This window comes from Streptomyces aurantiacus (assembly GCF_027107535.1).
GTDB lineage: Bacteria > Actinomycetota > Actinomycetes > Streptomycetales > Streptomycetaceae > Streptomyces.
In genome coordinates, this window is sequence record NZ_CP114283.1 from 6,921,261 (window position 1) to 6,934,796 (window position 13,536).

The following is a 13,536-nucleotide window of genomic DNA, read 5'->3' on the forward strand; positions in this document are numbered from 1 at the left end:
CTTTCGCCGGAACGTGGCACACTTCTCGCCATGCTCGGCGCTTGGGGAGGCGTGGCGTGAGTGAAAGGCGTCCTGCGCCGACCGTGGGTCAGGTGGTGCTGGGGAGACGGCTGCAGGAACTGCGCGAGGCGTCCGGTCTGAAGCGGGACGAGGCGGGGCAGATCCTGCGGGTCGCCGGTGCGACCGTGCGCCGGATGGAGATGGCCGAGGTCACTCTCAAGATTCCGTACGTCCAGGTGCTCCTGTCGACGTACGGCGTCCCCGACGACGAGATCGCGGCGTTCGTCCGGCTGGTCGAGGAGGCGAACCAGCCCGGCTGGTGGCAGCGCTACCACGACGTCCTGCCGGAGTGGTTCAGCCTCCATGTGAGCCTGGAGGGCGCGGCCTCGATCATCCGGTCGTACGAGCCGCACTTCGTACCCGGGCTGCTGCAGACCGAGGACTACGCCCGGGCCGTCCTGGAGGCCGGCACGGTCGGGCAGACGGGGCCCGAGGAGATCGACCGTCATGTGTCACTGCGGATGGCCCGGCAGAAGCTGCTCACCGGGGATCACGCGCCCCATCTGTGGGTGATCATGGAGGAAACGGTCCTGCAACGGCCGGTCAGTATCCGCTCCGAAGTGATGGCGGACCAGCTGGACCATCTCCTGGCGGCCGTCGAGAACGACCACATCACCCTGCAGATAGCCGAGTTCGCGTCCGGCCCGCACCCGGGAACGTACGCGCCCTTCGTGCTGTTCCGGTTCGCGGAGCCCGAACTGCCGGACATGGTCTACACCGAGTACCTGACCGGGGCGCTCTACCTCGACTCCCGCAAGGAAGTGGCCGCGCACCTGGAGGTGCTGGACCACATGACGACCGGCGCGGCCGACGCCCGGCGCACCAGGGAGATGATCCTGGAGCGCCGGGCTGATTTCTGACCGGCACCGGTCCCTCAGGCCGGGCCGCCGGTCGTGCCGCCCGCCGTCCCGCCGGGTTTGTCCTCCTGACGCTCCTCGTCGACGATCTCCGCGTCGACCACGCCCTCCTCGTCACCCGGCGGGGCCTGCTCGGTACCCGGCCGGTCCTGCGGTGGCGACTGCTGGGCCTGCGCGTACATGGCCTGGCCCATCTTCTGGCTGACGGTGGCGAGTTTCTCGACGCCGGTCCGCAGGGTGTTCGTGTCGGTGCCGTCCCGGTCGTTCAGCAGCGCCTGCAGCTCGGTGATCGCGGCCTCCACCTCCGTCTTGACGTCGGCGGGGACCTGCTCGTCGTTCTCCCGGATGAACTTCTCGGTCTGGTACACGAGTTGCTCGCCCTGGTTGCGGGTCTCGGCGGCTTCCCGGCGGCCCCGGTCCTCGTCGGCGTACTGCTCCGCCTCACGCATCATGCGGTCGATGTCGTCCTTGGGGAGCGCGGAGCCGCCCGTGACAGTCATCTTCTGCTCGCGGCCGGTGGCGAGGTCCTTCGCCGAGACGTGCATGATGCCGTCGGCGTCGATGTCGAAGGCGACCTCGATCTGCGGGAGTCCGCGCGGCGCGGGCGGCAGTCCGGTGAGGTCGAAGACACCCAGCTTCTTGTTGTAGGCGGCGATCTCCCGCTCGCCCTGGAAAACCTGGATCCCGACGGACGGCTGGTTGTCCGTAGCGGTGGTGAAGATCTCCGAACGCCTCGTGGGGATCGTCGTGTTGCGCTCGATCATCTTGGTCATGATGCCGCCCTTGGTCTCGATGCCGAGGGACAGCGGGGTCACGTCGAGGAGCAGCACGTCCTTCACGTCACCTCGGATGACACCCGCCTGGAGCGCCGCGCCGAGGGCCACGACCTCATCCGGGTTGACTCCCTTGTGCGGGGCCTTGCCGGTGAGTTCCCTGACCAGCTCGGCCACCGCGGGCATCCGGGTGGAGCCGCCGACGAGGATGACGTGGTCGACCGCCGAGAGCTTCACTGCGGCGTCCTTGACCGCCTGGTGGAAAGGGTTCTTGCAGCGGTCGAGCAAGTCGGCGGTGAGTTCCTGGAACTGAGCTCGCGTCAGCTTCTCGTCCAGGTGCAGCGGGCCGTCGCCGGTGGCGGTGATGTAGGGCAGGTTGACGGTCGTCTCGGTGGCCGAGGACAGCTCGATCTTGGCCTTCTCGGCTCCCTCGCGCAGCCGCTGCAGCGCCATCTTGTCCTGGCCGAGGTCGATGCCGTACGCGCCCTTGAACCGTTTGACGAGGTACTCGACGATCCGGTGGTCCCAGTCGTCACCGCCCAGTTGGGTGTCGCCGTTGGTGGCCTTCACCTCGATGACGCCGTCGCCGATCTCCAGGAGAGAGACGTCGAAGGTGCCGCCGCCCAGGTCGAAGACGAGGACGGTCTGCTCCTCGCCCCGGTCGAGACCGTACGCGAGAGCCGCGGCCGTCGGTTCGTTGATGATCCGCAGGACCTTCAGGCCCGCGATCTCACCGGCCTCCTTGGTGGCCTGGCGCTGGGTGTCGTCGAAGTGGGCGGGCACGGTGATCACCGCATCGGTGACGTCCTCGCCGAGGTACGCCTCGGCGTCCCGCTTGAGCTTCTGCAGTACGCGCGCGGACAGTTCCTGCGCGCGGTAGCGGGTGCCGTCGACCGTGCCGCTGTCGGGGAACCGCCAACCCTGGTCACCCATATGGCGTTTGACGGAGCGCGCGGTGCGCTCGACGTTCGTCACGGCCTGCCGTTTGGCGACCTCGCCCACGAGAACCTCGTTGTTCTTGGCGAAGGCCACCACCGAGGGAGTGGTGCGCGCACCCTCGGCGTTGGCCACGACCGTGGGTTCACCCCCTTCGAGTACGGCCACCACCGAGTTCGTGGTACCGAGGTCGATCCCGACCGCACGTGCCATGTCCGTCCCCTTCCGCCCGGGCCTTCTCGCGTTCCATCAGAAAACTTGAGTGCCGCCCCGTCAATGGGGCGGGTACCCCGGACAACCCCGGACATGACGATGCCGCGCCCACTCGCGGGGCGCGGCACCGGGAAGCAGGCGGGTGTCAGGCGAGCTTCGCCGTCAGCGTGATGGTGGTACCCGTCAGTGCCTGGCTGACCGGGCAGTTCTTCTTGGCGTCCTCGGCGGCCGCGACGAAGGCGTCCTCGTCGATACCCGGCACCGTGCCCTCCACCGTGAGGTGGATGCCCGTGATTCCCTCGCCGGGCTGGAAGCTGACGTCGGCGGAGGTGGTGAGCTTGGTGGGCGGGGTGCCGGCCCCGGCCAGGGCGTGCGAGAACGCCATGGAGAAGCAGCTGGAGTGCGCGGCGGCGATCAGCTCCTCGGGGCTGGTCTTGCCGTTCGCGTCCTGGGCGCGCGACGCCCAGGTCACGGGCTGCTGCTCGATGCTGCCGGAGGAGTCGAAGCTGACGACTCCGTTGCCCTCGAGCAGGTTGCCTTCCCAGACGGTGTGTGCGGAGCGCGTTGTTGCCACGGTGATTCCCTTTCGATGTGGTCCCGGTTCCGGGGGTCCGTGGCACCATCCGATCACACTCGCGCTCAGCGCACGCGGAAGACCGGTCCCCGTGCGGAGAACGGCAGGGAGGAGCCCTGCGGGATCAGGTAGGCGTGCTCGCGGCGGACGCGCAGGACATCGCAGTAGCCGTCCGTGATGACCAGAACCGGGGCACCCGGCGGGAAGTCCTTCGCGCGGTGGAGGAGGTCGATGCCGGGCTGGAGGACCGTGCCGCCGCGGCCGCGGACCCGCACCCGGCCGGCGATCTCGGTGACCGGCAGGAAGCCCGCGTCGTGCGGGGCCGCGTCACAGAAGACGACGCGCGCGGCCGGTACGTCACGGGCCTGCGCGTACGAGGCGATGGCGCCCAGTGCCTTGCCCAGCAGGGTGCGGTCCATGGAGCCGGAGGTGTCGAGGACGACGCCGAAGGTGCAGCGGGCGATCTCCTCGGGCGGGAAGTACCGTCCGGCGCGCGGGATGTCGGGAGTGGCGGCCTGCCGGCGGGACGGGCGCGCGTACGTGCGCAGGGGCTCGGGGCGCGGTACGAACTCGTCGAACCAGCGGGCGAGTTGGGCGTCCCAGGGCAGCGGCGGATGGCTGAGGGCGCGGATCTCCTCGACGAGGCCGCCGGGCAGGAAGCCGCGCTCCTGGCGCTCGTGCAGGTCCAGGCCCTGGGCGAGGCCGCGGCGGTAGAACTCGTCGAGGTCGACGTAGTCGCGGGGCGAGCCGAGCGGGCCGCCGAGGATGTCTCCCACGCCCTTGCCCCGCAGGGTGGCGAGCCGGCGGTGGCGGCGCAGGTCGGTGGCGATCCGGTCGTAGACCTCCTCGGCGGAGAGGTCCTTCAACTCCTTCTCGTACAGCAGCCCTTCGGGCATCGTGCCGACGCGCATCTCGACCAGCCAGGCGTTGATGACGTAGTCGCAGGCGACGTTGAAGAGGTACGGGTCGCGGGTGCCGCAGCGGTCGCCGTGGCGCAGCGCGGCGTGCAGCATCTCGTGGGCGAGGACGAACCGCCATTCCTCGTCCTCGAACTGACGCAGCGGGTTGATGTAGATCTCGGCCGCCTCGGGGTCGACCGCAGCCACGGAGATGCCGTGTGCGCGGGCGAGTTCGGCGTCCGCGACGACGGTGATGCCGGCCGCGATGCCGCCGAGGAGGGGGTAGGAGGACACGAACCAGCTCAGCGCCCGCTCCCACGGCTGCAGCGGGGTGAGGCCCCCGCGCATCGAGTCGCGGCGGCCGCCCGCCAGGTCCATCGCGGTGGCAACGGTGCGCGTCAGCGCGTGGGCGAAGGCGAGCTGCCAGTCCGGTGCGGTGCCTCCCCGCCAGCTGTCCCACGGCACGAGCAGCTGGTCCGGTTCGCTCCCCGCGGTGCCGCAGCGCTCGTACACGGCCGGGACGCCGGCGCCGTCGCGGCGCCAGCGCGCGGCGAGCTGCTCCTCGTCGCCGTCGGGGTACGACATCGGCAGGTCCGCGGGCGTCAGGCCGATGGGGAAGCCCAGGAGGAAGCGGTTGACGACGACACAGCGGGCGGCGAGGTCGAAGCGGTCGGGCTGCTCACGCCGGGTCGTGTACGCCGGGACGTGACCGAAACCGAGGTGGAGGGCGCCGTGCGCGACCGCCCAGGCCCACTCGGCGGGGTCGGCCCGGCGCCCCGGGTGCACATGCAGCACGCCGTCGGAGTCGACGCGGACGAGCCCTTCGCGGGGCGACTCCTCGCAGTCCTCCTGACGGCAGACGCTGAAGCCGATGGCGGCCAGTGCGCGGTTGGCCCGCACCAGCCGCATCCCTTCGGCGAACGCCTCGGCGGCCAGGTCCTTCTTGGGCTGCGCCTGCTTGTTCGTACGGCTCATCGCTCGGCCTCCTGCCGCCGGGCGGACGCGGCGGACGCCGGCACGCGGCGGGCCGCCGGGCCGCTCGTGGCAGGCCTTCGCCGCGCACCGGGGACGCGCCGGGGGCCTTCCGCCCGCAGCGGCCCTGACGAACGCGCCGTTACCGTGCGGGGCCCGGTGGCCGCCTGCTCGCGCGCGGTGTTCACCGGCGCGCCTCGACCAGCCGCGGCATGTCGCGGGCCGCCTCCACCAGGAACCACGCGGGCAGCACCGGGTTGCCGTCCTCGTCCGAGGCGATCACGCTCTGCGCGACCTCCACCGAGATCTCGGCGAGCTGCACGAGCAGCGACTTGGCGCGGTAGGCGGTCTGCCGACCGTTCGCCGAGGCGTGCTCCTTGCTGGCGGGCAGCTCCTTGACGAGGCGGCCGCGGAAGGACTCGGCGAGGTAGTACAGCAGGTCGCGGTCCTCGACGCGGTTCGGCCAGCGGGCCTCGCCCTTGATGATCGCCTCGATGCCGAACCGGCTGCGGACGATCTTCACATAGCCGCAGAAGGCGACCGCGTGCGCGGGTGTCAGCGTGCCGTGCGCGATCACCTTGAGCGTCGGCTCGTCGAGCGTCGGGCCGAAGGAACGCAGCGCGTCGGAGAGCATGTGCCAGGAGCGGGGGGTGGAGAACGGCTCCTCGGTCTTCGGCGGCCTGGACCACAGGTGGTCGGGCCGGTCGGTGAGGTGGTCGAGCACCCACGGGTGGATGTCGTTCAACGCCGCCCACACCAGCCAGTCCTTCGACGAGGCCTCCAGATGCACATGCGTGAGGCGGTTGACCAGCGCCGACGCGATCGGGCGGGCCAGTGCGTTGTCCGTCGAGCGGTTGCCCGCGCCGATCACGATCGAGCCGGCCGGCAGTTCGTAGGTGCCGATGCGGCGGTCGAGGATCAGCGAGTAGAAGGCCTTCTGGACGTCCGGGGTCGCCGCGTTCAGCTCGTCCAGGAACAGGCAGTAGGGCTCGTCGCGGGCGATGGCCTCCGGCGGGCAGAAGACCGAGCGGCCGTCACGGATCTGGGGTACGCCGATCAGGTCCTCCGGCGCCAGCTGCGTACCCAGCAGGCTCACGCACTCCAGGCCCAGGGACTCGGCGAACTCCCGCACCAGGGAGGACTTTCCGATGCCAGGGGCGCCCCAGAGGAAGACCGGCCGCACGGTCGCGAGACCGAGCAGCAGCTCCGGTATACGGGCGGGGGTGACGGTGACGGCAGCCTGCACGCAACGGCTCCTGGAGTGTGTTCGAGGGGAGGGCGCACCGCTGCGCGATGTCCGATACGGACAGTGTGGGCGGTTCCGGTGCCGGCCCGCAGCCCATTTTCCGGAGCCCGGCGCCTTCCCGTACCACCGGAGCCGCCCGGCGCACCGGGACCGCCCGCCGCCCGCCCGGTCAGGCGGCCTTCCGCCCGGGACGGACCTCGATGGGCACCTGCGGGCCGTCGCACTCACGCAGCCAGCGGCGCAGTACGCGGTGCACCTGCTCGGCACCGACCAGTTCCTCCCCGGCCTGGACGGGCGCGGAGAACGTGAGCGGCGACATCAGGAAAGGGCGGCCCTGGGCGCCCCCGAGACCGCCGTGCGAGCCGATCTGCTCCTCGAACGCGAGCACCTCGCCCTCCTCGGGGTCGTACCAGGAGTTGACCATGATGTCCGCGGTGTGCGGGAACGTGTGCGTGCGGCGCACGGCGTCGGCGGCTCCCGGGCCGAAGTCGGCCAGCGGGCCCGGGTCGTCGTCGAGTTCGTCCAGGGGGATCGCGGCGCCGTGCGCGCCGAGCACGAGGCCTCCGTGCTCCTCGCTGCGCACGAGCACGAAGCCGACGCCCGGATGGTTGGCCAGGGTGGTGAGCAGGGCCGGATGCCGGGCGTCGATCTCCTCGCGGCTCATCCGGTGCGGCACGTCCGGGAAGGACACCAGGCCGAGGTTGCCGGAGGCCAGCACGAGGGGCTCCGAGGCGGGGCCGGTCGGGCGGTACTGTTCGCCGCCCTCCTCCACGGGCCTGCGCAGCGCGGCCCGTACGGCCGCCCTGGCCTCGGCGCCGCTGTGGGTACGCCGGGCCTTGCGGGGCACGGGCAGTCCGCAGCCGGCCCGGACCAGCTCGCCGAGCCCCAGTCCGTAGCGGGCCCGGAACGTCTCGCCGGGGCTCTGGCCGTGGTCGGACAGCAGGACCACGCGGTACGCGCGCGGGGCGTGCTCGGCGACCTGCGCGATCAGGGCCAGCGAGCGGTCCAGCCGCTGGAGGACCTTCTCCGCGTCTCGGCTGCGCGGGCCGGAGTGGTGCGCCACCTCGTCGTACGCGACGAGGTCCGCGTACACCGAGGAACGTCCGGCGAGCATGTCCCCGATCACCGCCGTGACGACGACGTCCCGTTCGACGACGGTCGCGAAGGCGCGGATGAACGGGTACAGGCCGCCGCGGCCGACCCGGGGGCGCTTCTTGCCGAGCCGGGCCCGGGTCGACTCGCCGATCTCACGGCCGACGTCGGCGACGAAGGACAGGGCGGTACGGACGGCGTTGGCGGGGTCGGAGAAATACACGAAGTAGCCCGCCCGGGAGCGGTTCTCCCTGCCTCTCCTGGCGGCCACGGAGAGCACCAGGGCGAGTTGCTCGGCACCGCCGCTGAAGAGGTTGCCGCGGCTCGCGCCGTCCACGGTGAGCAGGCCGCCGTCGCCGGTGTGCCCGATGGCCCGGCGCTGGAGTTCCGCGGCGCTGGTGGGCCGGTTGCAGACCACGATCTCCTGGCTGTCCTTCTCGTACCAGCGGAAGGCGGGGACGTCGTGGTTGGAACCGTGCAGGATGCCGAGCTGGCTGGCACCGGTCTGGCTCGACCAGTCGGTGCGCCAGGGAATTATCCGGTGGGTGCCGCGGGAATCCTGGTTCTCGCCGAGCCAGGCGGCCACGGTGGGCATGAGACCGCGTCCGACCGCGTCCAGGAGCACGTCGTGCCCCACCCCGTCCAGTTGCAGGAAGACGGTGCCGGGCGTCGGCGGGCCCTCGGCGGGCGGTGTCCTCCCCCGGCGTCGGCGGTCGAACAGCCGGTACAGCCTGCGTCGGTACGCGTCGTCGTCCCGCACGGCCAGGGCTCCGCCGGTGGCCGAGGCGACCGCCGACATCACCGCGGCGACCACCACGGCGGTCTCCGGGGCGGCCTCGCTCTGTCCCGACGGGTCGAGACGCAGGGCGAGGAGCAGGAGCGAGCCGTTCAGGAAGAAGACGAGCAGCCCGAGGACGAGGGCGGGGACGAGGAGCAGGGCCCGCACGAGAAGGGGCCACACGACGGAGGAGAGGACACCGAAGGCGCCGGCGCCGAGCGCGGCGGTGGCGGCGATACGGGTGGCGCTGTCACCGTCTGCGGACTGGAGCCTGAAGTCCGGCAGGATCCCGGCGAGGGCCAGCATGGTGACCGTGGACACGGCCCATACGGCGACGCTCCGCCAGACCGCGCTGCCAAGGCTTCGCCATCGTTCCCTGCCCACGTCACGCCCGCCTCACGTCCACGTCCGCCCTCCCGCCGGCGGACACGGGCCCAACCCTGTCACACGCGGCGAGGTGCTCCGGCGGCGCACGAGAGCGTGACGGTCGCCCGGGGAGGGCACCGTCGGCACGGGGTGACGCTCAGCGGCCGTCGTACCCGGCCGTCGGCATCGACAGCCGGCGGTGGACCCGGGCCTTCATCTGCGCGTCGTAGGCGGGTTCCGCGTGCCCGACCGTCTCGACCCGCACACCGCGCCTGGCGCACTCCGCGGTGAACTCGTCGACCGAGGCGAGGGCCCGCTCCAGAACCCGGCGGCTGGGTGCGACGAACAGGTCCACGAGGCCCGCCTCGGCGTCCTCCCAGAGCGCGCAGTGGTCGGGCCGCAGCCCCCGTAAGAGCAGTTCGCGGGTGACCACGTAACCCCGCTCGGCCGCCCAGCGCGCACACATGGCGTGCTGACTGCGCGAGTCCACCAGGAAGGGGTCCGCGTCCAGCTCCTCCAACGGCGTCAGACTGGCGATCGTCGTCACGCGAAGCATGCCGGAGGCACGGCGCGTGTCTCCCATGGCGTCCCCCTCACCTCCGGGTTTCGTCGCCGACCCTACTCCTGCCCGTAGGCTCGGGGGGAGTCGCGCGAAGGAGGCAAAGGAGTGCCGGTGGAGATCACTTGGTGGGGTCACGCCACCTGCACGGTCGAGGACTCGGGCACACGCGTGCTCACCGACCCGCTCTTCGCGCGCCGGCTCGCACATCTGCGCAGGCGCCGGGGGGCGCCGCCCCCGGCCGAGGCGACCGTCGCGGACGTGGCGCTCGTCTCGCATCTGCACGCCGACCATCTGCACGTCCCCTCGCTGGCCCGGCTCGCTCCGGGCACCCGGCTGCTGGTACCGCGCGGCGCCCCGCGGGCGGTGACCGGGCTGCGCAGGCTCGGCCATCTGCGGCTCACCGAGGTGGCGCCCGGCGACCGCGTCCAGGTCGGTGACCTGGACGTACGGGTCGTCTCCGCACGGCACGACGGGCGGCGACTGCCGGTCGGGCCGCATCGCGCACCCGCCCTCGGCTACGTCGTCGAGGGCGAGGCCCGGACCTACTTCGCCGGGGACACGGGTCTGTTCGAGGACATGGCGAAGGAGGTCGGGCCGGTCGACGTGGCGCTGCTGCCCGTCGGCGGCTGGGGACCGTATCTGGGCGAGGGACACCTGGACGCCGGCCGGGCCGCCGAGGCGCTCGGGCGGTTGCGGCCCGGGAGTGCGGTGCCGGTGCACTACGGCACGTACTGGCCGATCGGGATGGACGCCGTGCGCCCCCATGAATTCCATGCGCCCGGTGTCGAGTTCGTGCGCCTGGCCGCCGAGCGTGCGCCCGACGTGACGGTGCACCGGCTCGACCACGGCGAGCGTGTGCGACCGCGGGTCGCGGGGTACCGCTCTTCCCCGGGGGACGCGCCGGGCGGCCGGGGCGACGACGAGCGGGAGGGCGAAGCACGGTGAGACAGGTGCTCGCCACCACGGTCACGAGCGTGCCGACGGAGTTCACCCAGCAGGCGCTCGGCTATCCGTCGCTGTTCCTGCTGGTGCTGATCGGCGCGCTGGTGCCGGTGGTCCCGACGGGGGCGCTGGTGAGTTCGGCGGCGGTGGTGGCCTTCCACCGGACGGCGCCCTTCTCGATGCTGATGGTCTTCGCGGTGGCGTCCCTGGCGGCGTTCCTCGGGGACATGTCCCTGTACTGGCTCGGACGTCGCGGCATGAAGTCGAAGAACGGCTCGCGCTGGCTCGCGGCGATCCGCGACCGGGCTCCCGAGGACCGGCTCGCCCAGGCCCAGGAGAAGCTCGCCGACCACGGCGTCGCGGTGCTGGTGCTGTCCCGGCTGGTGCCCGCGGGGCGCATCCCGGTGATGCTCGCCTGTCTGATGGCGAAGTGGCCGATGCGGCGCTTCGCCCACGGGAACGCGCCGGCCTGTCTCGCGTGGGCCGCGACGTACCAGCTCATCGGAGTGCTCGGCGGCTCCCTGTTCAAGGAGCCGTGGGAGGGGGTGGCCGCGGCCGTGGTCCTGACCGTGGTGATCAGCGTGGCGCCCGGCCTCTGGCGCCGGGTGCGGAGCGCTCCGCGATAGCGCTCCGGGTTCGGTCGTGGGGGCCTGTGTCGAATTCGGGCCGCGGGTCCGTCGTGGCCGGGCGGGCCGTTCCCCGCGCTCCTGACGGGATGTGTTCCTGATGGGCGCGGAGCTGGTGGGCGCGTTCGCGACCGGAGCGGGCTGCTGACAAGGGCTCCGGGCGCGGGACCGGAGGGGACGGTCAGGGGAGGGTGCGGGAGGCCCCGACCGGGAGGTCCCACAGGTCTTCGCGGGGCAGGCCTGCCTTCTCCCAGGCCGCGCGTACGCGGGTGAGCGGCTCCATGACGGGCTCGGCCGACAGGATGAAGGTGCCCCAGTGCATGGGGGCCATCCGCCGGGCGCCGAGGTCCTGGGCCGCGCGTACCGCGTCCTCCGGATCGCAGTGCACGTCGCTCAGCCACCAGCGGGGCTCGTACGCGCCGATCGGCAGGAGCGCCAGGTCGATGCCCGGGTAGCGGGCGCCGATCCGGGAGAACCAGTGCCCGTATCCCGTGTCACCCGCGAAGTACACCCGCCGGCCGTCGGGCGCGGTCAGCATCCAGCCGCCCCACAGCGTGCGGCAGGTGTCATGCAGGCTGCGCTTGGACCAGTGGTGGGCCGGCACGAAGTCCAGGCGGACACCGCCGAGTTCGGCCGCCTCCCACCAGTCGAGCTCGGTGACGTGCGTGAAGCGGCGGCGCCTGAACCAGCGGCCGAGCCCGGCCGGGACGAACACCGGGGTGTCGCGCGGGAGCCGGCGCAGGGTGGGGGCGTCCAGGTGGTCGTAGTGGTTGTGGCTGATGACGACCGCGTCGACGCGCGGCAGCGCGCTCCAGGGCACACCGACAGGGGTGATCCGGGCGGGGGTTCCGAGGATCTTGCGGGACCAGACCGGGTCGGTGAGCACGGTGAGTCCACCGATCCGGACCACCCAACTGGCGTGTCCCGCCCAGGAGACGGCGACCGTGTCCGCGTCCACGCGGGGCAGCGGGCCCGGCTCGTACGGCAGTCGGGACACGTCGGCGAGCCCCTCGGGCCCCGGCCGGAGCGCCCCCTCGCGGGCGAACCGCGCGAAGCCGCTGATCCCCGGCAGCGGCGCCGTGAGCCGGCCGGCGAACGAGCGGGGCCAGACACGCCGTTCGCGGAGCGGACGTGGCTCGGAGAGCGGTGTTCCGGTGTCGGGTGCGGAGGCGGAGGCGGAGACCGGGACGGAAGCCCGGTCGTGGGCTTCCGGGGGTGTGGAGCCGGACGAGGAAGGGCCGGATGACGAGGCCGAGGACGAGGAGGGGGAGGCGGGCCGGGACGAGGGCGCCGTGGTCGTGAGGGTGGTCGTGGTGGTCGTGGTCGACTCGGACTGCTGCGTCATCGAGGGGACTCCCGTCGCCGAGCGTCGTCATCGTCGCGGAGATCGTCGAAGGTCGATCCCAGGAGACTCAACGCGCTTTCCACATGCGGCAATTCCAGAGGTTCGGGTGACATGAGAGACGCCATGCGCTCCTCGTCGGTTGAGCCGAGGAACGGTCCGGTGGCCAGGCGGACGCGCAGGGCGCCGAGGTCGTCGCCGAAGCGGTGGCCGCCGGGCGCCGGCATGCCGAGACGGGCGGTGAGGAAGTCCTCCAGCTCCTGCGCGTCGCCGACGTCGTGCGCGGTGAGCGCGGACCGCAGCGGTCCGAGGTCGGCGTACAGGTGGCGGCCCGCCCGCGGGGGCCGGACGTGGGCTCCCGCCGCGACGAGCGACCGGTGGGCGGCGGCGGCCACGCTCGCGTGCAGCCGTACGGACGCGGCGAGGCGGTGCGTGATCTCGTCGGGTTCGTCGAGGGCGTACACGGCGGCCGCGGCGACCGGTGCGGCGATGCGGGCACCGAGCGCGGTGAGGACGTCGAGGACACGGTCGCGCAGCAGGGTGCCGGTGTCGTTGTCGGGGAAGCGGGCGATCGCGGCGGGCCAGCCCGACGGGAGGAACGGGCCGCAGAGGTCGGTGAGGACCGTGACCCGCTCGGGCAGCATCTCGGCGGGGCTGAGCAGCACGGTGTCGTGCGGGTCGTGCAGGGTGTCGCGCCAGGTCTCGTCGCTGACCACGTGCAGGCCCTCGCCCGCGGCGGCCTCGATGGTCTCGTGCACGACTTCGGGCGGCGCCACGGTGGCGGCGGGGTCGTCGGCCACGGACAGTACGAGCAGCCGCGGGTCGCCGCCCTCGGCACGCACCCGGCGGACGGTCTCCAGCAGGGCGTACGGGTCGGGGACCCCGCCGCACTCGACGGGCGTCCCCACCGGGAACACGGAGCTGCCCAGCAGGCGGGCCTGCGGCGCCCACCAGGCCGCGCAGGGGCGGGGCACCAGCACGTCCCCGCCGAGCGCTGCGGTCAGGGCGAGGAGCAGGGCGGGGGCGCCGGGAGCCGCGACCGCGCGGGCACGGTCGGCGGACAGTCCGCGCCGGGCCCAGTAGCCGCGGGCCGCGTCCAGGAGGGCAGGGCTGCCGCCGGTCGGTTCGGTGTGCGCGCCCGTCGCGGCGGCGGCGAGTCCGGGCGGCAGCGGCAGGCCGTGGCCCGGCGGGGACGGGCCGTAACGGACAGGCCCGTGCCCTTCCGGATCGGTCCGCCGCATCTGTGTACCTCCGCGCAGTCGTCCCGGGCCCGCCGGTTCCCGGGCCGGCCGGGCCTC

The 13,536-nt window shown here is 72.6% G+C and carries 10 protein-coding genes and 1 pseudogene; 3 read left to right on the forward strand and 8 right to left on the reverse strand.

What is annotated here, in order from left to right; translation table 11 throughout:
- Nucleotides 1-56: 56 nt before the first annotated feature.
- Nucleotides 57-920, forward strand: coding sequence for a helix-turn-helix domain-containing protein (locus O1Q96_RS32770; protein ID WP_269251597.1), 864 nt, complete (start codon nucleotides 57-59; stop codon nucleotides 918-920).
- Between the two features lie 14 nt (nucleotides 921-934).
- On the opposite strand, the gene dnaK is transcribed toward O1Q96_RS32770, so the two are convergent.
- The 6 genes from dnaK to O1Q96_RS32800 form a co-directional block, all read right to left on the reverse strand.
- A complete protein-coding gene (gene dnaK / locus O1Q96_RS32775) occupies nucleotides 935-2,839 on the reverse strand; it encodes a molecular chaperone DnaK (RefSeq protein ID WP_269251598.1) in 1,905 nt (634 codons plus the stop codon).
- Nucleotides 2,840-2,984: 145 nt separating this feature from the next.
- Entirely contained in the window at nucleotides 2,985-3,413 is a 429-nt protein-coding gene (locus O1Q96_RS32780) for an OsmC family protein (RefSeq protein ID WP_217453824.1), read from the reverse strand.
- 65 nt (nucleotides 3,414-3,478) lie between these two features.
- Nucleotides 3,479-5,287 (reverse strand): vWA domain-containing protein, encoded by a 1,809-nt coding sequence (locus tag O1Q96_RS32785; protein ID WP_269251599.1) that lies wholly within the window; start codon nucleotides 5,285-5,287, stop codon nucleotides 3,479-3,481.
- A gap of 181 nt (nucleotides 5,288-5,468) precedes the next feature.
- Nucleotides 5,469-6,530, reverse strand: coding sequence for an ATP-binding protein (locus tag O1Q96_RS32790; RefSeq protein ID WP_269251600.1), 1,062 nt, complete (start codon nucleotides 6,528-6,530; stop codon nucleotides 5,469-5,471).
- Between the two features lie 169 nt (nucleotides 6,531-6,699).
- Entirely contained in the window at nucleotides 6,700-8,706 is a 2,007-nt protein-coding gene (locus tag O1Q96_RS32795; RefSeq protein ID WP_419587078.1) for an alkaline phosphatase family protein, read from the reverse strand.
- Nucleotides 8,707-8,923: 217 nt separating this feature from the next.
- Nucleotides 8,924-9,349 carry a hypothetical protein gene (locus tag O1Q96_RS32800; RefSeq protein ID WP_269251602.1) on the reverse strand — a complete coding sequence of 142 codons (426 nt, stop codon included), beginning with the start codon at nucleotides 9,347-9,349 and terminating at the stop codon, nucleotides 8,924-8,926.
- 84 nt (nucleotides 9,350-9,433) lie between these two features.
- Between O1Q96_RS32800 and O1Q96_RS32805 the strand changes: the two are divergent.
- Together O1Q96_RS32805 and O1Q96_RS32810 are read left to right on the forward strand one after the other, a co-directional pair.
- Nucleotides 9,434-10,201 (forward strand): annotated as a pseudogene (locus O1Q96_RS32805) (MBL fold metallo-hydrolase); the annotation flags it as partial.
- A 77-nt stretch (nucleotides 10,202-10,278) separates the two neighbouring features.
- Nucleotides 10,279-10,896 (forward strand): DedA family protein, encoded by a 618-nt coding sequence (locus O1Q96_RS32810; protein ID WP_419586985.1) that lies wholly within the window; start codon nucleotides 10,279-10,281, stop codon nucleotides 10,894-10,896.
- A gap of 181 nt (nucleotides 10,897-11,077) precedes the next feature.
- Here the strand turns inward: O1Q96_RS32810 and O1Q96_RS32815 are convergent, their stop codons facing one another.
- Nucleotides 11,078-12,241, reverse strand: coding sequence for an MBL fold metallo-hydrolase (locus O1Q96_RS32815; RefSeq protein ID WP_269251604.1), 1,164 nt, complete (start codon nucleotides 12,239-12,241; stop codon nucleotides 11,078-11,080).
- Nucleotides 12,238-13,479 (reverse strand): aminotransferase class I/II-fold pyridoxal phosphate-dependent enzyme, encoded by a 1,242-nt coding sequence (locus O1Q96_RS32820; protein ID WP_269251605.1) that lies wholly within the window; start codon nucleotides 13,477-13,479, stop codon nucleotides 12,238-12,240. Before O1Q96_RS32820 ends, O1Q96_RS32815 begins: the two co-directional genes overlap by 4 nt.
- Between the last annotated feature and the right edge of the window lie 57 nt (nucleotides 13,480-13,536).

Excerpts from the sequence above, each read along its gene's own strand:
- O1Q96_RS32815 (WP_269251604.1), bottom strand. The coding sequence starts at position 12,241 with ATGACGCAGCAGTCCGAGTCGACCACGACCACCACGACCACCCTCACG.
- O1Q96_RS32800 (WP_269251602.1), bottom strand. The coding sequence starts at position 9,349 with ATGGGAGACACGCGCCGTGCCTCCGGCATGCTTCGCGTGACGACGATC.
- O1Q96_RS32820 (WP_269251605.1), bottom strand. The coding sequence starts at position 13,479 with ATGCGGCGGACCGATCCGGAAGGGCACGGGCCTGTCCGTTACGGCCCG.
- O1Q96_RS32795 (WP_419587078.1), bottom strand. The coding sequence starts at position 8,706 with ATGCTGGCCCTCGCCGGGATCCTGCCGGACTTCAGGCTCCAGTCCGCA.
- dnaK (WP_269251598.1), bottom strand. The coding sequence starts at position 2,839 with ATGGCACGTGCGGTCGGGATCGACCTCGGTACCACGAACTCGGTGGTG.
- O1Q96_RS32785 (WP_269251599.1), bottom strand. The coding sequence starts at position 5,287 with ATGAGCCGTACGAACAAGCAGGCGCAGCCCAAGAAGGACCTGGCCGCC.